This is a genomic window from Sphingomonas sp. (genome assembly GCF_036731925.1).
Classification (GTDB): Bacteria; Pseudomonadota; Alphaproteobacteria; order Sphingomonadales; family Sphingomonadaceae; genus Sphingomonas.
This window is the reverse complement of the sequence record NZ_DAINDJ010000001.1, coordinates 1138449-1158205: the sequence shown is the minus strand read 5'-3', so window position 1 is coordinate 1158205 and position 19757 is coordinate 1138449. Positions and strand designations below refer to the sequence as shown.

Below are 19757 nucleotides of genomic sequence, written 5' to 3'. Positions count from 1 at the left end.
GCCGGAGGAACCCCATGCGCCCGCACCGCGAACAGCATCTCGTCGCCCGGATCGGCTGGCTGCGCGCCGCCGTGCTGGGGGCGAATGACGGCATCGTCTCCACCGCCAGCCTGATCCTGGGCGTCGCCGCCTCGGGCGCGGCGCGGCCGGCGCTGCTCGTCGCGGGCGTGGCGGGGCTGGTGGCGGGTGCGATGTCGATGGCGGCGGGCGAATATGTCTCGGTCAGCTCGCAATCCGATACCGAACGCGCCGACCTCGCCCGCGAGCGGCAGGAACTCGCCACCACGCCCGAGGCCGAGCTGGCCGAACTGACCGCCATCTATGTCGGCCGCGGCGTCGATCCCGCCACGGCCAAAGCGGCGGCCGAGCAGATGATGGCGCATGACGCGCTGGAGGCCCATGCCCGCGACGAGCTGCACATCACCGAAATGACGACCGCGCGGCCAGTTGTCGCCGCGCTCACTTCCGCTGCGACCTTCACGGCGGGCGCGGCGCCGCCGCTGCTGCTCGCCGCGCTGCTGCCGATGCGCTGGATGGCGGCAGGCGAAGCGGCGGGATCGATCCTGTTCCTCGCCCTGCTCGGCGCGCTGGGCGCGATCACCGGCGGGGCCAGACCGATGAAGCCGGTGGTGCGGGTGGTGTTCTGGGGAGCGCTGGCGATGGCGCTGACGGCGGGGATCGGGCGGGTTGTGGGGACGAGTGTTTGAGCAGGCGCAAAGGAGCAACACCTCACGCCGCTTTGACGAAGAAATGAATATTGCCGATGCTGTGATTCTATGGGACGTATAGTGTATATAGTTGGGGAATTGATTTATGCGCCACACGTGCGTTTCAGTTATGCTCCTTGCGCTCTCCACTACACTGAGCAGCTGTGGCAGAAGCGAGGATGCTACAGCCACTGCGATCAAAAAGATCACTGTTACCGGCACCAGCGCAGGCGTTGAGCGCTTTGTAAAACTGCAAGGGTCCGCCCCAATCCCGTTGATCGCATCGGCGATTACCCCGCTCGGCGAAGGTCGAGCAAAAGCCACGGTTACGATCCCGGCCAATTTCGGTGGCCGCGACATCGTCCATACGACTAGGGAAGCGTTAGCAGCAGGTCTCAGCTACAGTTATGAGGAGCTGCATTTCTCCAGCAAAGCCACGTCCTAATGTCGAATCATGATTGTGCCGCTCTGAAACGGTAGCGATCGCATCTCGCTTGCGCAAAATATCTAAAATTTAGCCCCCCTTCCTTCAGCGGACGGGTTGGGGGGGCATGACCGGGAAGCGCATCCCACAGCCGAAGCGATGTTCCCCACCCCAACCCCTCCCCTGAAGGGGAGGGGCTGAGCAGGCTTAGCCGCCGGAAAGCCTCAATACCCCTCCGGGGCCAGATCGCTGAACTTGGTGAACTGCCGGTCGAACCGCATGTGCACCGAGCCCGTGGCACCATGGCGCTGCTTGGCGATGATTACCGTCGCCTTGTTCGCCACTTCCAGCTGCTTGGCCTGCCATTCCTCATAGGCCATGCGCTCCTCGGCGGTCTCGGTGCCGTCGGGCACCTTGGTCGGCGCCTTGAAGTCGTGGTAATATTCGTCGCGATACACGAACAGCACGATATCGGCGTCCTGCTCGATCGAGCCGGATTCGCGAAGATCGGAGAGCTGCGGGCGCTTGTCCTCGCGGCTTTCCACCGCACGGCTCAGCTGGGAGAGCGCCAGCACCGGGACATGGAGTTCCTTGGCCAGCGTCTTGAGGCCGCGCGAAATCTCCGAGATTTCCTGCACGCGCCCGTCGCCCGACGCCTTGGCCGAGCCGGTGAGCAGCTGGAGATAGTCGACGATCACCATGCCGATCTTGTGCTGGCGCTTGAGCCGCCGCGCGCGGGTGCGCAGCGCCGCGATGGTGAGGCCCGGCGTGTCATCGATATAGAGCGGCAGCCGCTCCAGATCGCCCGCGGCGCGCGCGAACTTCTGGAACTCGGCATTGCTCAGCTGGCCGGTACGCAGCTTTTCCGAGACGACCTCGGCCTGCTCGGACAAGATACGCATCGCCAGCTGGTCGGCCGACATTTCGAGGCTGAAGAACGCCACCGGCGCGCCGATCGACTTCTCCTCGGCAATGCCCGCGTCGAGATCGTCCATGTAGCGTTTGGCCGCATTGAACGCGATGTTGGTGGCGAGCGAGGTCTTGCCCATGCCCGGGCGGCCGGCGAGGATCAGCAGGTCCGATCGGTTGAAACCGCCGGTCGAGGCGTTGAGGTCGCTGAGCCCCGTGGTGATGCCCGAGATGCCGCCGCCCGAGTTCATCGCCTTTTCGGCCTGCTTCACGGCGAGGGTGGCGGCGCGGGTGAAGGACTTCACGCCGGCTTCCGAATCGCCCTGCTCGGCGACCTGGTAGAGGCGGAGTTCGGCCTGCTCGATCTGCTTGGAGGGGTTGATGTCCTCGCTGGTGTCGAGCGCGCCCTCCACCATGCCGCGGCCCACGTCCACCAGTGCACGCAGCTGGGCGAGATCGTAGATCTGGTCAGCGAAGGAGCGCGCGCCGATCAGGCTGGCCGGATTGCCGGTCAGCTGGGCCAGATAGGCCGGGCCGCCCAGCTCCTTCATGGCGGAATCATTGGCGAACAGCGGGCGCAGCGTCACCGGGGTTGCGAGGCGATTGTCGCCCACCAGATGCGCGATCTGCTCATAGATGCGGCCGTGGAGCGGCTCGAAGAAATGCTCGGGTCGCAGCTTCTGGAGCACGTCCTCGGCGACTCGGTTGTCGATCATCATCGCGCCGAGCAGGGCGGCTTCGGCTTCGACATTTTGCGGGAGACTCAGGCCCTCTTGGGGCTCGGGTGCAGGAAAGGGAATCGGCTGTGCCATGCCCTCCTCATCGGCCTATGTCGGGGGCTCGGCAACTGGCATGGCTTGTGGAAAACGGGGAATGCTTCCAAAGCTGGGACCTATGGCCGATCCGCGGATCATCGACGTGACCCTCGACGAGCGCACCATCCTGTGGCGCTCGGCGGATATCGAGCAGGAACGCCGGATCGCGATCTACGATCTGCTCGAGGACAACCACTTCGCCCCCCAGCGCGAACAACCCGACGGCTATGCCGGGCCCTACAAGCTCCACCTGAGCGTGGAGGAAGGCCGGCTGGCGCTGGCGATCCGGCGGGCGGACGATACGCCGCTGGAGACGATCGTGCTCGGCCTCGCCCGCTTCCGCCGGCCGATCCGCGATTATTTCGCGATCTGCGACAGCTATTACCAGGCGATCCGCGCCGCGACGCCCGCGCAGATCGAGACGGTCGACATGGCCAGGCGGGGCATCCACAACGACAGCGCCGAGCTGTTGCGGACGGCGCTCGAGGGCAAGATCGACGTCGATTTCGATACGGCACGGCGGCTGTTCACGCTGATCTGCGTGCTCCACATCAAGGGATGAATTTCATGGACTTCGACACCCGCGCGCTGATCGCAGCCGCCCGCACCGCCGCGCGAAACGCGCACGCGCCCTATTCCAACTTCGGCGTGGGCGCCGCGGTGCTGCTGACCGACGGCACGGTGGTCACCGGCGCCAATTTCGAGAATGCCAGCTACGGCCTGTCGCTCTGCGCGGAGACGGTGGCGCTGGCGACGGTGTCGGCGCAGGGGCGGCTGCGCGACGTGGCGGAGATCGCGGTGATCGGCGGGCCGATCGGGCCGGACGGGGTGCCCACGGGGCTGACGCCGGTGAGCCCGTGCGGGCGGTGCCGCCAGGTGATCAACGAGGCGGCCCAGCTGGGCAAGCGCGACCTGCCGGTCCACTGCGGCGCGGCCGAGGGCGAAGCGGTGGCGAGCTACCGGCTTTCCGAGCTGCTGCCCCAGGCGTTCGGGCCGGGGGATCTGGGGATCAGCTGAGGGGAACGCGACCGCTCCTCCCAACGGTCATCCATCCGCCCGCCGTCATTCCCGCGCAGGCGGGAATCCATTTGCCAGGACGTTGGGGGCCAGAGCCGCAGCGTCAGCGCCAATGGCTTTCCGCCTTCGCGGGAATGACGATCGGAGCGTGGCAAGCTCGGGAGCAGCTTAACCAGGCACCCCCAAACTTGACGCCGCGCCGCCTGCCCCGCACTACCCGCCGCCATGTCCATTCTTTCCGACCGCTGGATTCGCGAGCAGGCGCTCAACCACGCCATGATCGAGCCCTTCGTCGAGAGCCAGCGGCGCGAGGGCTGCATCAGCTACGGCCTCTCCTCCTATGGCTACGACGCGCGCGTGGCTGACGAATTCAAGATCTTCACCAATGTCGACAGTGCCGTGGTGGATCCGAAGAACTTCGACGCGAACAGCTTTGTCGACCGCAAGACCGATGTGTGCGTGATCCCGCCGAACAGCTTCGCCCTGGCCCGCACCGTGGAATATTTCCGGGTGCCGCGCGACGTGCTGGTGATCTGCCTCGGCAAGTCGACCTATGCGCGCTGCGGGATCATCGTGAACGTCACGCCGCTGGAGCCCGAGTGGGAAGGCCATGTGACGCTGGAGTTCTCCAACACCACGCCGCTGCCGGCCAAGATCTACGCCAATGAGGGCGCCTGCCAGTTCCTGTTCCTCAAGGGCGAGCAGCCCTGCGAGACGAGCTATGCCGACCGTGCAGGCAAATATATGGGCCAGCGCGGGGTGACCCTGCCGCGGCTTTGAACAGAGCGTTTCCTCCCCCGGCATCACCGAGGGAGGAGACGCTAACGATCAGGCCTTCTGCAGGTGCCGGCGGCCGAGCAGCTCGGCGATCTGCACCGCGTTCAGCGCGGCACCTTTCCGAAGATTGTCCGACACGCACCACAGCGACAGGCCGTTCTCGACGGTCGAATCCTCGCGCACGCGGCTGACATAGGTGGCATATTCGCCGACGCACTCGATCGGCGTCACATAGCCGCCATTCTCGCGCTTATCGACCAGCATGATGCCCGGCGCCTCGCGCAGGATGTTCTGCGCTTCCTCCGCCGAGATTTCGTCCTCGAACTCGATGTTGATCGCTTCGGAATGGCCGACGAACACCGGCACGCGGACGCAGGTGGCGGTGACCTTCACCTTGGGATCGAGGATCTTCTTGGTCTCGGCGACCATCTTGAACTCTTCCTTGGTCGAGCCGTCGTCGAGGAAGCTGTCGATGTGCGGGATCACGTTGAACGCGATCTGCTTGGTGAACTTGGACGGTTCCACCTGGTCGCCGACGAAGATCGCGCGGCTCTGGTTGAACAGTTCGTCCATCCCCGCCTTGCCCGCGCCGGAGACCGACTGATAGGTCGCGACCACCACGCGCTTGATCTTCGCCTTGTCGTGCAGCGGCTTGAGCGCCACCACCATCTGCGCGGTCGAGCAGTTCGGGTTGGCGATGATGTTGCGTGCCTTGTACCCGTCGATCGCCTCCGGGTTCACCTCCGGCACGATCAGCGGCACATCGGGGTCCATGCGGTAAAGCGAGGCATTGTCGATCACCGTGCAGCCCGCAGCGGCAAACTTGGGCGCGTAGATCGCGCTGCCTTCGGAGCCGATCGCGAACAGCGCCATGTCCCAGCCGGTGGGATCGAAATGCTCGATGTTCTGGACCTTGTACTGTTTCCCGGTCTCGCCGAAATCGACCATGTCGCCAGTCGAGCGCGACGACGCCAGCACGGCGAGATCGTCGATCGGGAATTCCCGCTCGGCCAGGATGTTGAGCATTTCGCGACCGACATTGCCGGTGGCGCCTGCGACGACGACACGGTAACCCATTTGTACCTCTTTCCTTGCCCGCGCCGGCACCTGCGGCGTGGAGGCTCTTTAGTGGGGATGGAAGGTGGAATGCACCAGCATTCCGCTGCTTCGCTGCATAAAGCGCAGCTATCGCGCCCGGCTTACGGGCGCGGCGTAATTCGCGTGGATTTGGCGCGTTTTCGAAGCATCGAAATTGGCGCTAGCAGAAACAATGCTGCGTGGCGAGCGTCTTTTTGCGCAACTTCATGCCGCGGCCAGCACCACCTCCGGCTTGGCCGCACGCGGCCGCCGGAACGGCTGGCGCTGCACATAGGCGAGCGAGCGCCACGCCCATTCCATCGGCCCCATCGCAAATGCCCGCAGCCAGAGATTGGCGAGCACCACCTCGAACACCAGCACGGCCAGCGCGACCCCGTACAGCCCGCCCCAGCCCAGCTTGCCCCAGAGCCCGGCGCCCCAGGGCGCGAACAGGATGAAGATGGCGAGGAACTGCTGGAGGAAATAGAGCGAGAAGGCCGTGCGCCCCGCCGCCTTGAACGGCGCGAGGATCACCTGCCCCGCCGCGCTGCGCGCCGCCAGGTTGATCAGCGCGACATGGCCGATCGAAACGAGCATCCGGGCCGGCTCCTGGGTGATCCAATAGCTGTGCAGGGTCGGCACGGGTGAAAGTGCCTCATGCGCGCCCACCGCCCGAGCGATCATGCCCGGCACATAGCAGCAGACCAGCAGCACCGCATAGAAGCGGGTGCTGCGCCCGCCTTGCACGATCTGCCACTTCCACAGCGCGATCCCCACCAGCATCATGCAGAACGCCTCGGCCACGCCCATGGCAAGTTGCGGCAGCATGAACTCGAAATAGAAGCCGATATACATCGTGGCATAGGCAAGGAAGCCGCCGGCGTGGCCCTTCTTCTCCATCTCCGCAATCTTCTTGCCTTCCTCGCCCCCGGTCGCGCGCCGCTCGAGCAGCGCCTGCCACCGCTTGTGCGTGTCCTGCTCCTGCCGGGTCAGCGGCTGGTGTGCAGCGACCTTCTGCTCGACCTTGTGTGCAGCCGCCTGGAACGTGCCCCGCTCGACATAGATCGGCACTGCCGAGATCGCCATGCCGAGGGCGAACACCGATCCCAGCGCCAGCAGCACGCGCGGTCCCAGCAGCCGGAACGGGAAGAGGAACAGGGCGGCAAGCGCGTAGACGTGCAGGATGTCTCCGGTCCACAGGAACACGAAGATGTCGAGCAGCCCGAAGCCGAGCAGCCACAGGTTGCGGCGCCAGTAGAGGTCCGCAACGGCGACCGGGCCATCGGGCCGCATCGCCCGCGCCGCCAGCACCATCAGCCCACAGCCGAACAATATCTCCAGCAACCCGCGCTGCGTGCCTTCGAGCGCGACCTGCACGAAGGCCCAGCTCCACTGATCGAGCGGAGTCCACCCGATGATCTGCGGGCGGTTGAACATCACCAGCGCCGTCTGACCCTCGAACGGGATGTTCATGAAAAATATGCCGAGGATGGCGAGTCCCCGCAAGATATCGAGGATGTCGATCCTCGCCTTTCCCTGCACCGGCGCAAGTTGCGCCCCCGCCTCCAAAGCCATGGCTCGCCCCCGTCATATAGACGAGGGCGAGCCTATAGTTTGGTTAATTGGGAGTCGAGTCCGAAGATCAGGCCTTAGAAGCTGGCCCATTCCTCCACTTCGGCGCTGGTCTGTCGAACCGCCGTGACGGTGGCGGCATGCGGCGCGTTCGACGCGACCGGCAGCGCATGGACCTTCGAGCGGACCGGCTTGCGGTGGCTGCGGTCGCCGGCGTTGAAGCGCGAAGCCTGCTCGGTCAGCGCAGTGACTTCCGAGCTCAGGTTACGCGCCGCCGCCGAGGTCTCCTCCACCATCGCCGCGTTCTGCTGGGTGGTCTGGTCGATGCTGTTCACGGCAGTGGCAACCTGGGTCACCGCCGTGGCCTGGACCTGGTTGTCCTTGGCCATCACTTCCAGCAGCGAGTGGACCTCGTTGACGTCGCCGACAATGGCACCGAGCGCGCTGTCGACGCGGCGCACCATGTCGACGGCCGCATTGATGTCCGTCTGGGTCGCGGTCAGCTGGTCGCGCGCACGGCCCGCTTCCTCTTCGGCGCGCATCGCGAGCGCGGAGACCAGGTCCGCCACGACCGCGAAACCGCGGCCCGCTTCGCCCGCACGACCGGCCTCCACCGCCGCGTTCATCGCAAGAACGCGGGTCTGGAAGGCGATCTTGTCCAGGCCCTCGATCACGTTGTCGATGCCCTTGGCGCTTTCGGAGACCCGGCTCATCGCCTGCATCGCCTCGTCCGCCACGCTGCGGCCGGAGTCGACCACGCCGATCGCGCCGGTGGCGCGTTCCACGGTCTTGGTCGCGGCGGAGGCAGTCGCCTTGATGCGCTGGTCCATCTCGTGGACGGCGGCCGAGGTTTCCTCCAGGCTGGCGGCGGCACCTTCGGTGCGGCGAGCAAGATCCTCGCTCGCCTGCGCGATTTCCGCCGAGCCGGTGGAGATGGTCTCGGCGCTCTCGATCACAGCGGTGATCAGTTCGCGGAGCGACGAGACGGCAGCGTTGAAGTTCTGCTTCAGACCTTCATATTCGCTTTCGAAGCGCGTTTCGATGCTGGCCGTCAGATCGCCGCTGGCAAGCTTGCCAAGGCGGTCTTCGAGCGTCTCGACGACGAGCGCCTGTGCCGCATCCGCACGCTTCTTCGCCTCGGTGAGCTCTTCCTGGCGCAACGCGGCTTCCTTGAAGACCAGCACGGACTTCGCCATGGCGCCAACCTCGTCGGCGCGCTCCGTACCCGGCACGTCGACATGGTTGTCGCCGCCGGCCAGCGCGCGCATCGAATCCTGCAAGCGACCAAGCGGACCGGCGATCTGCGACCGTGTTACAAAAATTGCCAGTCCCATGCTGCCGGCCACGGCTACCAGCGCGATGCCGAGCAAAGTCATCGCTGCCGCACTGATGCTGACGCTCATGCCGGCGGACTGCTTTTTGGCGGAATCGGTGCGACTGTCGTTGTAGGCTTTGATGGCCTTGGTCAGCGAATCGGCAAGCTCGTCGGCCTTCGCGAGCTCGGCCTTCGCCTCATCGTTCCGGTTCGACAGACCCAATTGAATAGCCGGGGCGACCACGTTCTGCAGCTCGTCGACAGCATTGTCGATCCGCGCAATCTCTGCGGCGCTGTCCTTTTCGGCGGCGGAAACCTCGTTCAGATAATCCTGCGCCTGCTTATACGCGTCAGCCTCATCCGCGGCGGACTTCTTCGCCTGGGCGGAGTTGCCGTCGTAGACCAGCGTCTTGTAGGCAGTGTACATCATGAAGTTGGTGAGCCGGTTCACACGAATCAGCTTGGCGGTGTTCGGCATCTTCAGGTCGGTCAGCTGTGAATAGCGCGCGTCTATGTCGCGCATCACGCTCCCGCCATACCAGGAGACGCCAAGAGTAACGATGCCAAGAACTCCCAGCATCATCATGATCTTGAACTGAATTTTGAGATTGGCCAGGAATTGCACGCTCAGTTCCTCCTAGGCACCCCAGGAGGGGCGCAGATCTCCCACCTGCGCATTATAGAAGAAAGGCGCGCCGCACTGTCGCGACGCGCCCCGGGTTTTCTACGTATCCTTGCCCGTGCTTTAAGGATCTACTTGGTCAACGACCGGTCCAGGAAGCCGAGAATCGTATTCCACAGATGCTCGCTGATGCCCGGCCCACCCACGCGGTGGGTCTGGCCGGGGTAGAGCATCATTTCGAACGGCACCTTCTGCTGCTGCAGCGCCGCGTACATGGCGGTGCCGTTCTCGAGCACGACATTGTCGTCCGACATGCCGTGGATCATCAGCAGCGGGTCGGCGATCTTGGCAGCATCCCCCAAGGTGCTGGACGCCTTGTACGCTTCCGGCACCTGGCGCGGATCACCCATGTAGCGCTCGGTATAGTGGGTGTCGTACAGCTCCCACTTCGCCACCGGCGCCCCCGAGATGCCGGCCGCGAAGGTGCCCGGCGCCGCTTCCAGCATCTTCAGCGTCATGTAGCCGCCATAGGACCAGCCATAGGTGGCAATGCGCTTCGGATCGACGAAGGGCAACGTCTTGAGATAGGCCGCGCCCGCCAGCTGGTCCTGCACTTCCACGCTGCCCATCGCCTGCCGGATCGCGCTTTCGAACGCGACGCCGCGATTGGCCGAGCCGCGATTGTCGATCTGGAACCAGATATAGCCGTGCTGCACCAGATATTGCTGGAGCGAGCCACCCCAGGCCCGGCTGACCGTCTGGACATGCGGGCCGCCATAATGCTGGAAGAACACCGGGTAGCGCTTGCCCGGCTCCAGCCTGGGGGTGATCATCTCCCAGTGCAGATCGGTGCCGTCCGGCCCCTTGATCGTGCCGAAGGTCCGCTCGCGATGCGCCGCCAGATACGGCTGGTACGGGTGCTTCGGATCGCTGACCGCATTCTCCTGCACCCAGGCGATCCGCTTGCCGTCGGCATCGGCCAGATACACCTGGCGCGGCTGGTTCGGGCTGGACCGGCTGACGATCGCGCGGGTGCCGCTGGCGTCCATACTGGCAGCGTTCCACCAGCCGCGCTCGGTCAGCCGGGTGATCGCGGCGGGCTTGCGATAGTCGATCCAGTAGAGATGCCGCTCGAGCACATCGTCCTTGTTGCCCTGGAAATAGAGGCGGCCGCGCTTCTGGTCGACACTGATGCCGTCGGGCGCAACTTCCCATGCGCCCTTGGTCAGCTGGGTGAACGTGCCCGCCTGCCAGCGATAAAGATGGCCGTGCCCGTCGCGTTCAGACCACCAGATGAGGCTGCCGTCGTCGAGCGGCTTTAGGCCGTAGCTGAGGTTGATCCAGCTCTTCGGGGCAGCCTTCTCGCTGAACAGCACGCGCGCCGCGCCGGTGGCGGGGTCGACCGCGAGCAGGTCGAGCTGGGTCTGCGCCCGGTTCTGGCGCTGGACATACAGCGTCTTGCCGTCCGCCGCCCAGTCGACGCGCGCCAGATAGATGTCGGGATCCGGGCCCAGGTCCACCTTCACCCGCTTCTGCCCCGCGGGGTCGAGCACGTAGAGCTCGACCAGTGCGTTGGGCGTACCGGCCTTGGGATAGCGCTGCTGGACGATGCTGGTGCCCTCGGCGCCGATCGCGGCCCGCGTGACGATGCCGACCGGGGCTTCGTCGAACCGCTCGACCGCGACATAGGCGTCGTTCGGCGCCCACCAATAGCCGTCGCTGCGCGCCATTTCCTCCTGGGCGACGAACTCCGCCTCGCCCCAGTGCACGGTGCCCGCCCCATCGGGCGTGACCCGCGCCGCCTTGCCGCTGGTCAGGTCCATGATCACGAGATTCTGGTCCTGCAGATAGCTGGCGAACTTGCCGGCCGGGCTGAGCGCGGCGTTGAGCTTCGGGCCTGCTCCGGCCGGCAGCTTGTCGACCTCGCCGGTCAGCCGCGCACGGAAGAGCTCGCCGTCCAGCGGCACCAGGATGGAGTGCCCGTCCGGCGCCCAGTCATAGCGGACAATGCCCTTGGTACCGCCGATGCGGGCCCGCTCGCGCTGCATCTTCTCCGCTTCCGACAATTCGGCGCCCGACCCGAGCTTCTTCGAATCGACCAGCATGCGCCACTGGCCGCTCGCGGTATCCAGCGCCCACAGATCATAGCGTTCGCGATCGTCGTCGCGGTTGCGCAACAGCGTCAGATACTTGCCGTCGGGCGACAGCTGCACGGCCCGCGGGGCGGGCCCGTCCAGCGCGGGGCTGCCGAAGATCCGCTGCAGCGTCAGCGGCTGCGCGGTCTGTGCTTGCGCCGCAGCCTCAGTCATGCTCGCCCCGATTGCAATCGCCGCCCCGGCAACGCCCAGCATCCATTTGCGCATCCAATACTCCGCCAAGCCGGCACCTGTCGGCCGGTGGCGATGGTTTATCGTCGGCGGCGGGCGCGTAAAGGCCCTGCAACGGCATAGCCGCCGACCGCCACCGCACCCGCGCCCCACTCGAGGGACGGGAACGCAAACATCAGCAAATAGCCCTGCAAATCCTTTGCACCGCTTGGAAAAGGATAATGGAGTGGAACATCTTCACCTAATCGAAAGAACAACCTCGACGGCAGAGAAATTCATGTTAATATGCGGTTCACGTAAGTTGAAGGAAAGACCGCGGCCGACGGTGGAGCCGCGAAGTGGGGTGCGCTCAACCGATCAGGAGAAGTACCGCATGTCGGTGGATCGTCTTTCCAGGATGCGTACGGGTGCTCCAGTCGAATGCGCCACACGATTGCTGCAGGAGCATTGGCCCCGTTCTACCCTGCTGACGCCCGCCGATATCGGCCTGGGCAGCGAGGAAACGGCCACCGCCGACTTTCTGGGTCTGGTGGAATGGCTTAGCGACGCCGGATTCTTGAGCTACGAGGCGCTGGTCTTCAACAGCGACGGGCCGATGCTGGTCGATGCGACGCTCACCGCGCGCGGGCGCGCCATGCTCGCGCGCGAGGCAGATCGCGCAAACTGAACGGCGCCGCCTCCTGCCGATCAGTGAACGCTGCACATTGCGCGGTCGAGGCACCCGGCAAGCGCGCGGAGCAGCGCGATGTCCGCATCGTCGAAAGCGCGCAGGTCGCGATCGAGCACGGCCAGCGCACCGATACGGCGACCATCGCGGCGCAGGGGCACCGACAGCTGGCTGCGATAGCCGAGGGCGAGCGCCTCCAGCGGGTCCGCCAGTCGCCGCGCGGATTCGTCGGTCTCGATACCTTCGGCTGCCGCAAGCACCGTGCGCCCCCCGGTTTGAAGCACGGCAACGTCCCCGCGCAGCAGCGCCACCGCTGCACGGACAATACGGCTCTCTTCTGCTCCCTGCTCCGCCTCGACATTCTGCGCCAACCGACTCACCGGCGCTGAACCGGCCACACTCCAACTCGACATAGACACACCCTGTGAAAACGGTTGCACACTATGCGACTCGCGGGCCTCGATGCAGTACGGGATTGTACCAGCGGCACATGCCCGGGGGTCTCGCCCCTGCCCTGTTCCAGAACGAGACGGTACGAAGAAGTTATCAACCGGTAAATTCGTTTCGGATCCAAACCACATCTAGGCAGATTTTGCCTAGCATCGTAAATGATGCGCCACAGCAAGTGCGCGGATACGGAAAATCCGATTCGCAGCGCGGGCGGGTAGGAATGTTGCGGAACCGGCCAAGGGTCGATGGCGTGGTTCTGATACATGCAGTTTCAAGCAAGTCTTCGGATAGAGCCATTTCGGCGCTTCCGAGCAGCTGAACGGCATGCGGACCATGGTGTTGAGGAGGACCTGATGTCGATGAGCGGGGAAGGCGGCGAGGCGCTTGGCGCACTCGATTCGCGCTGCATCGCTGCTATCGCCGGCGTGCTGCAGCGCAGCTGGCCGGGTAGCGCAACCCTGACGCCGACAGCCCTCAACCTCGGCGCGTCGCTGGATCATCACCATGCGTTCATCGCCGCCGTTCAGGGACTCTGCGACCGCGGCCTCCTGGCCTATGAGGCGCTGCTGATCGGCATTGGCGGCCCCGAGGTTCGGGATGCCGCCCTCACCGCGCGTGGCCGGGCAGTCCTGCAAAGCCAGAGCTTCCGCGCAGCCGCCTGACCCCTGGCCCCCCCCCCGCTACACAGCAATGCGCCGGGACGAGAACCGTCTGCGGCGCATTTTTGCATGCGGGAGGTTCGGAACGCCTTGCGGGCGATGACTTCCCGCGAGCGATGCTGCCCGCGCAACGGGTGCAGCCTTTCCGCAGCCGCGTTGCCTCGCCGGCGCTGAATCCCGCGCAGTCGCAGCGAGCCCAGGATGTTGCCCAGGAGGAACGCCACCAGCCGATGCGAGGCGTACGGCGGGTGAGCGACAGCGCGCCTTGAACAAACCCCATACGAAAAGGGCGCGCGGACCATAAGGTCCGCACGCCCTTCGCGTCCTGGGAAGGCCAGCCTTATTCGGCGGCCTGCGCCTCGGTGCGGGTATCGCGGCGCTCGGCGATACGCGCCGACTTGCCGGTACGACCACGCAGATAGTAGAGCTTCGCACGACGCACGACACCGCGACGCACGACCTCGATCGAATCGATGTTCGGCGAATAGAGCGGGAATACGCGCTCCACGCCTTCACCGAACGAGATCTTGCGGACAGTGAAGTTCGAACCCATGCCCTTGTTGGCGCGCGCGATGCACACGCCTTCGAAGTTCTGCACGCGGGTACGCTCGCCTTCGACGACCTTCACACCGATGCGGACGGTGTCGCCCGGGCGGAATTCCGGAATCTTCTTGGCTTCGTTGAACTTGGCAATCTGCTCTGCTTCGAGCGTCTGGATGAGGTTCATCTCAGTCAGTCCCATGTTTTCGCCGCGCGCCAGAGGGAGACTGGACCCGAGCGCCCTCATGGCGCTCCCACAGATCCGGCCTCCTTAGCCGTGTATCGGTCTCCGCCATGGCTCTGCGCCAGGCTTCGATCCTCGCATGATCCCCCGATCGCAGCACTTCGGGGATCGTGCGCCCTTCCCATTCAACAGGTCGGGTATATTGCGGATATTCGAGCAGCCCCGTTTCGAAGCTCTCGTCCATGCCGCTGGAAGCCGCGCCCATTACGCCGGGAACGAGCCGAATGCAAGCATCGAGCAGCGTCAGCGCCGCCATTTCGCCGCCGGAGAGGATGTAATCGCCGATCGATACTTCCTCGATGTCGCGCGCCGCGAAGATGCGTTCGTCGAAACCCTCGAACCGGCCGCACAGCACGATGGCGCCCGGGCCTGCCGCGAGCTCGCGCACGCGGTCCTGCGTGAGGGGACGACCGCGCGGCGTCATCGCAAGCAGCGGGCGCCCTTCCTGCGCAACGCTGTCGATCGCGGACGCGACGACATCGGCGCGCAGCACCATCCCCGCCCCGCCGCCGGCGGGCGTATCGTCGACCGAGCGATGCTTGTCGGTGGCGAAGTCGCGGATCTGCACCGTATCGAGCGTCCAAAGGCCTTCGCGCAGTCCCCGGCCCGCCAGAGAGATGCCGAGCGGTCCGGGGAACATCTCTGGGTAGAGCGTCAAAACGGTAGCAGCGAAGGTCACAGCGTCCAGTTCTCGAGCTTGAGGTCGGGGATGTCGGCGAAATCCCGTTCGTTGTTGGTGATCAGCGTAAGGCCTGCCGCCAGTGCCTGCGCCGCAATGAGCCGGTCGAGCCGGGCGCGGCGGAACGGCAGCCGGGCATAGGCGTCGGCGGCCGCGGTATCAAAGGGAAGCGGTTCCACCAGTCGGAAAAACCGCTCGACCACCAGCCGTCCGAGCGCGTTGCCTTCGGGCACGCCGCGCAACACCTCCGCCAGCACGATCGTGGAACTCACCACGCTTCCCCTCGCCTGGGTAGCCACGGCACGAGCGGCCGGCGCATGGGCGTCATTAAGGATGTAGATGCAGATGTTGGTGTCGAGAAGAAAGCGAGGATCAGCCATCGCGCCGCAGCCTGTGTCCTTCCCAGTCGAGCGCACGCTCCTCGATCTCGCGATCTTCGGGCGGCACCGGCTTGAGCCAGGGAAGCGCACCGGCGATGCCGGTCAAGTCGATGGTGCCCTCGCCGTCTACGGGCTCCACCGAGAAGCCGCGCCGTTCCTCGCGCAGCACGACTTCGGTGCCTTCCTTCAGGCCCAGCGCCTTGGGCAGGCGCAGCGCCAGCGAATTGCCCGACTTGAAGATCCTGGCGCGATATTCCTCGCCCATATGCCGCCTCCGTATATACGACATGTATATACATTCGCCGCACCGCGCAACGCAGGTCAGAACCAGTTTTCGATAACCAGCCCCGGCACCGACCGGAAATCGCGGACATTATGGGTGACCAGCGTGGCACCGAGCGCCAGCGCATGCGCGGCGATCAACCGATCGTGCCGCCCACGCGCCGCATGTGCTGCCGGAAAGACGCGCGCCGCGGCCGCATCGAAGGCCTGTACCGGCAATCGGGCGATCAACACCTCGAGCCCGCCCCCTGCCCCGTCCATCAGCTCGGCAAGGCTGATCGCGGAAATCGCAATCGCCCCCGGCTCGGCTGCCGCGATCCGCCGCGCGACCGGCACCCCGCCGCCCCGCAACAGACGGATGCAGACACAGGTATCGAGCAGATAGTCGGGCGTGGCCATGCCCTGCCCTACAATGGGCGGCGGAACCTGTCGCGCCCTGACGCGCTGGCGCGCGATGGACGATTGCATCATCATCGGCGGCGGGCCGGCGGGGCTGACCGCGGCGATCTATCTCAGCCGCTATCATCTGAAGATCCGCCTGTTCGATTGCGGATCGAGCAGGGCCGCGCTGATCCCCTGCACGCACAACCATGCGGGATATCCGGAGGGCATCTCCGGCATCGACCTGCTCGCGGCGATGCGCGCGCAGGCGGAGAAATACGGCACGGTGCGCGAGGCGGCGAAGGTCACGAGCCTGCGGCCGATCGATGGCGGGTTCGCGGCGTGGATCGGCGAACGCGAGGTGCGCGCCCGCTCGGTCCTCCTCGCCACCGGCGTCGTCAATCACCGCCCGCCGATGCCGGACGACCTGCACGACGTCGCACTGGCGCGGGGGCAGATCCGCTACTGCCCGGTATGCGACGGCTATGAGGTGACCGACAGGCGTGTCGGCGTGTACGGTACCGGCGAGCATGGCGCGCGCGAGGCGCTGTTCATCCGCAGCTTCACCAAGGACGTGACGCTGATCGCTCCCGATCGCCACGACCTGCCGGCGGACCAGCTCGCCCAGCTCACCGCAGCCGATATTGCGCTGGTCGACGGCCCGGCGCGCGACTGGGCAATTGAGGGCGAGCAGATTGCGCTATCTACGGCTGCCGGTCACCTGGCGTTCGACAGCCTCTACCCCGCGCTCGGTTCGCACATCCGCTCGGAGCTGGCCGTCGAGGCGGGTGCCAGCGCCGACGAGAGCGGCTGCCTGGAAGTGGATGACCACCAGCGCACCTCGCTCCCCGGCCTGTTCGCCGCGGGGGACGTCGCCAAGGGCCTGGACCAGATCAGCCACGCAATGGGAGAAGCCGGCGTCGCCGCCACGACGATCCGGAACATGCTGAATGCCGAGACGCCCCTCTGGCGCTAGCGGCGCATGCGCCCGCCCAGCCGCTCCTCCGCCAGAAACCAGACGGGCAGGACCATGATCATGGTTGCGCCGCCGGCCCCCACGCTCAGCAGGAAAAATACGACGTCCCACTCGCCGTCGGCGTGCCGGATGTCGAGATAGGCGAGCCACGCCACCGCGGCGCTCGCCAGCGACGGCACTGACAAGGTTGCGATCAGTCGCCCAAGGTGGGACAGCCTCAGAATGGCGCCGGCTGTCAGCCAGGCGGCAAAGGCAATCAACGACAGCGCTATGCACCAGGCAAGGATCGTCATGCCCGGGTGATAGCAGAAATCGCGGGATTATGCTTCCAGGAACGCGCTCGCCACGACGAGCTTTTCGTCATCCCAGCTCGGCACCGCCTCGGGCCGCATCGGCACCATGAAGCGCTTGCCGTCGGGGCGCTCGATCTCGATCACGTCGCCCGCGCCGTAATCGTCGATCGCCACCACGCGGCCGATCGGCGTGCCATCCTCGCCCGCCACGGGCAGGTCGAGCAGGTCGATATGGTAATATTCGCCCTCGCCCAGCGGCGGGAGGGCGGAACGCGGCACCGTCAGTTCGGTGCCGCGCAGCGCCTCGGCGGCGTTGCGGTCGGCCACTTCGGCGAAGCGGGCGATCACGCCATTGGATCCCCCGCGCACCGACTTGAGCGTCAGCGTGCCGCCGTTGAAGCTCTTGTGCGCCGCCAGATCCTCGGCGAACACCTTCAGCCGCACCTCGCCGGCGATGCCGTGCGCGCCGATCACGGCGGCAAGCGTCACCGGGCGATCGCCGCGGTTCGAGGGAGCGGAAGGTTCTGCCATGATGGGATGCAGCGACGCACGAGCCATCCCTCCCGCACCAGCGCGCGGGAGGGATGTTCAAGCTCAGGCTTCGGCGGTCTCTTCGGCCGGGGCGGCAGCGGCTTCGGCGGCTGCCTTGGCCTTCTCGGCACGCTCCTCGGCGCGCTCCTTGGCCTTCTCGCCCGGAACCGCCTTGTTCGGGTTGTTGCGGGCCGCACGCTCCTTGACGCCAGCGGCGTCGAGGAAGCGGAGGACGCGGTCGGTCGGCTGCGCGCCGACGCTCAGCCAGTAGGTCGCGCGCTCGTGGTCCAGCTTCACGCGCTCGGGCGAATCCTTGGCGAGCAGCGGGTTGTAGGTGCCGATCTTCTCGATGAACTTGCCGTCGCGGGGCGCGCGGGCGTCAGCAACGACGATCCGGTAGTACGGGCGCTTCTTGGAGCCGCCGCGCGACAGACGCATGGAGAGAGCCATTCTACTTCACTTCCTTCTAGAGATACGATTGAAACAGGTTGAACTAAATTACTTCTTCTTCAGCAAATTCTCGAAGCCCGGCGGCAGCTTGGCGCCACCCGGCAGACCCGGCAGGCCGGCGCCCACCTTGTCCATCATGTCGCCCATCTCGGCGCCGCCCAGGGCCGCACCGATGCCGCCCATGCCGCCGCCCGGGCCGCCCTTGGCGAGCATGCCCATCATGCCCTTCAGGCCGCCCATCTTCTTCAGGCGCTTCATCGCGGTCTGCATCTCCTGATGCATCTTGATGAGCTTGTTGACGTCCTGCACCGTCAGGCCGCAGCCCTTGGCAATGCGGATCTTGCGCTTGGCGTTGAGCAGCTCGGGCTTGGCGCGTTCCTTGGGCGTCATCGAGCTGATGATCGCGTCCATGCGGATCAGCACCTTGTCGCCGCCGACCTGGTCGACCGCGGCCTGTGCCTTCTTCATGCCGGGGATCATCCCCGCCAGCGCACCCAGGCCGCCCATCTTGCGCATTTGCGCCAGCTGCGCGCGCAGGTCGTTCATGTCGAACTGGCCCTTGGCGAGCCGGTTCGCCATGCGCTCGGCGTCTTCCTGCTCGATCGACGCCGCGGCGCGTTCGACCAGGCTGACGACGTCGCCCATGCCGAGAATACGGCCGGCAACGCGCTTCGGGTGGAACGGCTCGATCTGGTCGAGCTTCTCGCCCATGCCGGCGAACTTGATCGGCTGGCCGGTAACCGCGCGCATCGACAGCGCCGCACCGCCGCGTGCATCGCCGTCCATACGCGTCAGGATCACGCCGGTCAGCGGCACCTGCGCGGAGAAGTTGCTGGCGACGTTGACCGCGTCCTGGCCGGTGAGCGAGTCGACGACGAGCAGAATTTCCTGCGGCTTGGAGATGTCGGCCACGGCCTTCATCTCGTCCATCAGCGCCTGGTCGACGTGGAGACGGCCGGCGGTGTCGAGCATCACCACGTCGAAGCCCTGAAGCTTCGCCGACTGGAGCGCACGGCGCGCGATCTCGACCGGCTGCTGGCCGGTGACGATCGGCAGCGTCGCTACTTCGGTCTGGGTGCCGAGCACCGCGAGCTGTTCCTGCGCGGCCGGACGATTGACGTCCAGCGACGCCATCATCACCTTCTTGCCCTGCTTCTTCAGCAGCTTGGCAAGCTTGGCGGTGGTCGTGGTCTTGCCCGAGCCCTGCAGGCCGACCAGCATGACGACGGCCGGCGGCGTGACGTCGATGTGCAGTTCGGCGGTATCGGCGCCGAGCATGTCGACCAGCGCGTCATGGACGATCTTGACGACCTGCTGGCCCGGCGTGACCGACCGCAACACCTGCTGGCCGACGGCCTGCTCGGTTACCTTGTCGACGAACTCGCGGGCGACGGGCAGCGCGACATCCGCTTCCAGCAGCGCCACGCGTACTTCGCGCATCGCGGTCCGGACATCGGCCTCGGCGAGCGCGCCACGTCCGCGCAGGCGCTCGAAGACGCCGCCCAGCCGATCGCTCAAACTCTCGAACATGATGCCCAGATCACTCCACAATCAGTCGTTGTCCCGCCAAACGCAAAACACGCCGGCGGACGAAACCTCGTCGGCCGGCGTCACCCCTCGGGGTGGCATATGTCTCGCGTCCACGGAGGAACGGTGGGTCCCC

23 protein-coding genes are annotated in these 19757 nt (G+C 65.8%); 8 read left to right on the top strand and 15 right to left on the bottom strand.

Annotated features, from left to right (window positions below):
- Positions 1–14: 14 nt before the first annotated feature.
- Positions 15–707 carry a VIT1/CCC1 transporter family protein gene (locus V7E00_RS05745; protein WP_333571699.1) on the top strand — a complete coding sequence of 231 codons (693 nt, stop codon included), beginning with the start codon at positions 15–17 and terminating at the stop codon, positions 705–707.
- A gap of 130 nt (positions 708–837) precedes the next feature.
- Positions 838–1152 (top strand): hypothetical protein, encoded by a 315-nt coding sequence (locus V7E00_RS05740; RefSeq protein ID WP_333571698.1) that lies wholly within the window; start codon positions 838–840, stop codon positions 1150–1152.
- A 203-nt stretch (positions 1153–1355) separates the two neighbouring features.
- Here the strand turns inward: V7E00_RS05740 and V7E00_RS05735 are convergent, their stop codons facing one another.
- Positions 1356–2852 (bottom strand): replicative DNA helicase, encoded by a 1497-nt coding sequence (locus tag V7E00_RS05735; protein WP_333571697.1) that lies wholly within the window; start codon positions 2850–2852, stop codon positions 1356–1358.
- An 82-nt stretch (positions 2853–2934) separates the two neighbouring features.
- Here V7E00_RS05735 and V7E00_RS05730 point away from each other — a divergent pair, with 82 nt between their 5' ends.
- The 3 genes from V7E00_RS05730 (at position 2935) to dcd (ending at position 4652) form a co-directional block, all read left to right on the top strand.
- The gene (locus tag V7E00_RS05730) at positions 2935–3417 is read left to right on the top strand and encodes a UPF0262 family protein (protein WP_333571696.1); all 483 of its coding nucleotides are present in this window, start codon (positions 2935–2937) and stop codon (positions 3415–3417) included.
- Positions 3418–3422: 5 nt separating this feature from the next.
- Positions 3423–3872: a cytidine deaminase gene (locus tag V7E00_RS05725; protein ID WP_333571695.1), complete on the top strand. Its 450-nt coding sequence runs from the start codon at positions 3423–3425 to the stop codon at positions 3870–3872.
- Positions 3873–4097: 225 nt separating this feature from the next.
- Positions 4098–4652, top strand: a complete 555-nt coding sequence (dcd, locus tag V7E00_RS05720) for a dCTP deaminase (protein ID WP_333571694.1) — start codon at positions 4098–4100, stop codon at positions 4650–4652.
- A gap of 48 nt (positions 4653–4700) precedes the next feature.
- Here dcd and V7E00_RS05715 read toward each other — a convergent pair whose 3' ends face one another.
- The 4 genes from V7E00_RS05715 to V7E00_RS05700 all read right to left on the bottom strand — a co-directional run bounded on the left by V7E00_RS05715 (position 4701) and on the right by V7E00_RS05700 (position 11598).
- Positions 4701–5726 carry an aspartate-semialdehyde dehydrogenase gene (locus tag V7E00_RS05715; protein WP_333571693.1) on the bottom strand — a complete coding sequence of 342 codons (1026 nt, stop codon included), beginning with the start codon at positions 5724–5726 and terminating at the stop codon, positions 4701–4703.
- A gap of 225 nt (positions 5727–5951) precedes the next feature.
- Entirely contained in the window at positions 5952–7301 is a 1350-nt protein-coding gene (locus V7E00_RS05710; protein WP_333571692.1) for a DUF418 domain-containing protein, read from the bottom strand.
- A 74-nt stretch (positions 7302–7375) separates the two neighbouring features.
- Complete coding sequence (locus tag V7E00_RS05705) at positions 7376–9238, bottom strand: methyl-accepting chemotaxis protein (RefSeq protein ID WP_443019142.1); 1863 nt, start codon at positions 9236–9238, stop codon at positions 7376–7378.
- A gap of 128 nt (positions 9239–9366) precedes the next feature.
- On the bottom strand, positions 9367–11598 hold the full coding sequence (locus V7E00_RS05700) for a DPP IV N-terminal domain-containing protein (protein WP_443019141.1): 2232 nt from the start codon (positions 11596–11598) through the stop codon (positions 9367–9369).
- Between the two features lie 337 nt (positions 11599–11935).
- Here V7E00_RS05700 and V7E00_RS05695 point away from each other — a divergent pair, with 337 nt between their 5' ends.
- The gene (locus V7E00_RS05695) at positions 11936–12229 is read left to right on the top strand and encodes a hypothetical protein (protein WP_333571691.1); all 294 of its coding nucleotides are present in this window, start codon (positions 11936–11938) and stop codon (positions 12227–12229) included.
- Positions 12230–12249: 20 nt separating this feature from the next.
- Here V7E00_RS05695 and V7E00_RS05690 read toward each other — a convergent pair whose 3' ends face one another.
- The gene (locus tag V7E00_RS05690; protein WP_333571690.1) at positions 12250–12642 is read right to left on the bottom strand and encodes a GAF domain-containing protein; all 393 of its coding nucleotides are present in this window, start codon (positions 12640–12642) and stop codon (positions 12250–12252) included.
- Positions 12643–13032: 390 nt separating this feature from the next.
- Here V7E00_RS05690 and V7E00_RS05685 point away from each other — a divergent pair, with 390 nt between their 5' ends.
- A complete protein-coding gene (locus tag V7E00_RS05685) occupies positions 13033–13341 on the top strand; it encodes a hypothetical protein (RefSeq protein ID WP_333571689.1) in 309 nt (102 codons plus the stop codon).
- A gap of 337 nt (positions 13342–13678) precedes the next feature.
- Here the strand turns inward: V7E00_RS05685 and rplS are convergent, their stop codons facing one another.
- The 5 genes from rplS to V7E00_RS05660 are packed head-to-tail and all read right to left on the bottom strand — an operon-like array spanning position 13679 to position 15862.
- Positions 13679–14065 carry a 50S ribosomal protein L19 gene (rplS, locus tag V7E00_RS05680; RefSeq protein ID WP_064309669.1) on the bottom strand — a complete coding sequence of 129 codons (387 nt, stop codon included), beginning with the start codon at positions 14063–14065 and terminating at the stop codon, positions 13679–13681.
- A 1-nt stretch (position 14066) separates the two neighbouring features.
- Entirely contained in the window at positions 14067–14801 is a 735-nt protein-coding gene (trmD, locus tag V7E00_RS05675; RefSeq protein WP_333571688.1) for a tRNA (guanosine(37)-N1)-methyltransferase TrmD, read from the bottom strand.
- Positions 14798–15181 (bottom strand): type II toxin-antitoxin system VapC family toxin, encoded by a 384-nt coding sequence (locus tag V7E00_RS05670; protein WP_333571687.1) that lies wholly within the window; start codon positions 15179–15181, stop codon positions 14798–14800. Before V7E00_RS05670 ends, trmD begins: the two co-directional genes overlap by 4 nt.
- Positions 15174–15446, bottom strand: a complete 273-nt coding sequence (locus V7E00_RS05665) for an AbrB/MazE/SpoVT family DNA-binding domain-containing protein (RefSeq protein ID WP_333571686.1) — start codon at positions 15444–15446, stop codon at positions 15174–15176. The genes V7E00_RS05670 and V7E00_RS05665 overlap by 8 nt, the downstream gene beginning before the upstream one ends.
- Before the next feature lie 56 nt (positions 15447–15502).
- Complete coding sequence (locus V7E00_RS05660) at positions 15503–15862, bottom strand: type II toxin-antitoxin system VapC family toxin (RefSeq protein WP_333571685.1); 360 nt, start codon at positions 15860–15862, stop codon at positions 15503–15505.
- Positions 15863–15917: 55 nt separating this feature from the next.
- On the opposite strand from V7E00_RS05660, the gene V7E00_RS05655 reads away from it, so the two are divergent.
- A complete protein-coding gene (locus V7E00_RS05655; RefSeq protein ID WP_333571684.1) occupies positions 15918–16820 on the top strand; it encodes an NAD(P)/FAD-dependent oxidoreductase in 903 nt (300 codons plus the stop codon).
- Here V7E00_RS05655 and V7E00_RS05650 read toward each other — a convergent pair.
- From V7E00_RS05650 to ffh, 4 genes are all read right to left on the bottom strand, one after another.
- Complete coding sequence (locus V7E00_RS05650) at positions 16817–17113, bottom strand: hypothetical protein (RefSeq protein WP_333571683.1); 297 nt, start codon at positions 17111–17113, stop codon at positions 16817–16819. The genes V7E00_RS05655 and V7E00_RS05650 overlap by 4 nt on opposite strands.
- 27 nt (positions 17114–17140) lie before the next feature.
- Positions 17141–17644, bottom strand: coding sequence for a ribosome maturation factor RimM (gene rimM, locus V7E00_RS05645; protein ID WP_333571682.1), 504 nt, complete (start codon positions 17642–17644; stop codon positions 17141–17143).
- A 63-nt stretch (positions 17645–17707) separates the two neighbouring features.
- Entirely contained in the window at positions 17708–18094 is a 387-nt protein-coding gene (rpsP, locus tag V7E00_RS05640) for a 30S ribosomal protein S16 (RefSeq protein ID WP_333571681.1), read from the bottom strand.
- A gap of 48 nt (positions 18095–18142) precedes the next feature.
- The gene (gene ffh, locus V7E00_RS05635) at positions 18143–19624 is read right to left on the bottom strand and encodes a signal recognition particle protein (RefSeq protein WP_333571680.1); all 1482 of its coding nucleotides are present in this window, start codon (positions 19622–19624) and stop codon (positions 18143–18145) included.
- Positions 19625–19757 lie beyond the last annotated feature (133 nt).

Coding starts and splice junctions, on each gene's coding strand:
- V7E00_RS05715 (WP_333571693.1), bottom strand. CDS start 5,726: ATGGGTTACCGTGTCGTCGTCGCAGGCGCCACCGGCAATGTCGGTCGC.
- rimM (WP_333571682.1), bottom strand. CDS start 17,644: ATGGCAGAACCTTCCGCTCCCTCGAACCGCGGCGATCGCCCGGTGACG.
- V7E00_RS05725 (WP_333571695.1), top strand. CDS start 3,423: ATGGACTTCGACACCCGCGCGCTGATCGCAGCCGCCCGCACCGCCGCG.
- V7E00_RS05745 (WP_333571699.1), top strand. CDS start 15: ATGCGCCCGCACCGCGAACAGCATCTCGTCGCCCGGATCGGCTGGCTG.
- V7E00_RS05700 (WP_443019141.1), bottom strand. CDS start 11,598: ATGCGCAAATGGATGCTGGGCGTTGCCGGGGCGGCGATTGCAATCGGG.
- V7E00_RS05740 (WP_333571698.1), top strand. CDS start 838: ATGCTCCTTGCGCTCTCCACTACACTGAGCAGCTGTGGCAGAAGCGAG.
- V7E00_RS05660 (WP_333571685.1), bottom strand. CDS start 15,862: ATGGCCACGCCCGACTATCTGCTCGATACCTGTGTCTGCATCCGTCTG.
- V7E00_RS05665 (WP_333571686.1), bottom strand. CDS start 15,446: ATGGGCGAGGAATATCGCGCCAGGATCTTCAAGTCGGGCAATTCGCTG.
- ffh (WP_333571680.1), bottom strand. CDS start 19,624: ATGTTCGAGAGTTTGAGCGATCGGCTGGGCGGCGTCTTCGAGCGCCTG.
- dcd (WP_333571694.1), top strand. CDS start 4,098: ATGTCCATTCTTTCCGACCGCTGGATTCGCGAGCAGGCGCTCAACCAC.
- V7E00_RS05690 (WP_333571690.1), bottom strand. CDS start 12,642: ATGTCGAGTTGGAGTGTGGCCGGTTCAGCGCCGGTGAGTCGGTTGGCG.
- V7E00_RS05695 (WP_333571691.1), top strand. CDS start 11,936: ATGTCGGTGGATCGTCTTTCCAGGATGCGTACGGGTGCTCCAGTCGAA.
- rpsP (WP_333571681.1), bottom strand. CDS start 18,094: ATGGCTCTCTCCATGCGTCTGTCGCGCGGCGGCTCCAAGAAGCGCCCG.
- V7E00_RS05650 (WP_333571683.1), bottom strand. CDS start 17,113: ATGACGATCCTTGCCTGGTGCATAGCGCTGTCGTTGATTGCCTTTGCC.
- V7E00_RS05670 (WP_333571687.1), bottom strand. CDS start 15,181: ATGGCTGATCCTCGCTTTCTTCTCGACACCAACATCTGCATCTACATC.
- V7E00_RS05655 (WP_333571684.1), top strand. CDS start 15,918: ATGGACGATTGCATCATCATCGGCGGCGGGCCGGCGGGGCTGACCGCG.
- V7E00_RS05685 (WP_333571689.1), top strand. CDS start 13,033: ATGTCGATGAGCGGGGAAGGCGGCGAGGCGCTTGGCGCACTCGATTCG.
- V7E00_RS05710 (WP_333571692.1), bottom strand. CDS start 7,301: ATGGCTTTGGAGGCGGGGGCGCAACTTGCGCCGGTGCAGGGAAAGGCG.
- rplS (WP_064309669.1), bottom strand. CDS start 14,065: ATGAACCTCATCCAGACGCTCGAAGCAGAGCAGATTGCCAAGTTCAAC.
- V7E00_RS05730 (WP_333571696.1), top strand. CDS start 2,935: ATGGCCGATCCGCGGATCATCGACGTGACCCTCGACGAGCGCACCATC.
- V7E00_RS05735 (WP_333571697.1), bottom strand. CDS start 2,852: ATGGCACAGCCGATTCCCTTTCCTGCACCCGAGCCCCAAGAGGGCCTG.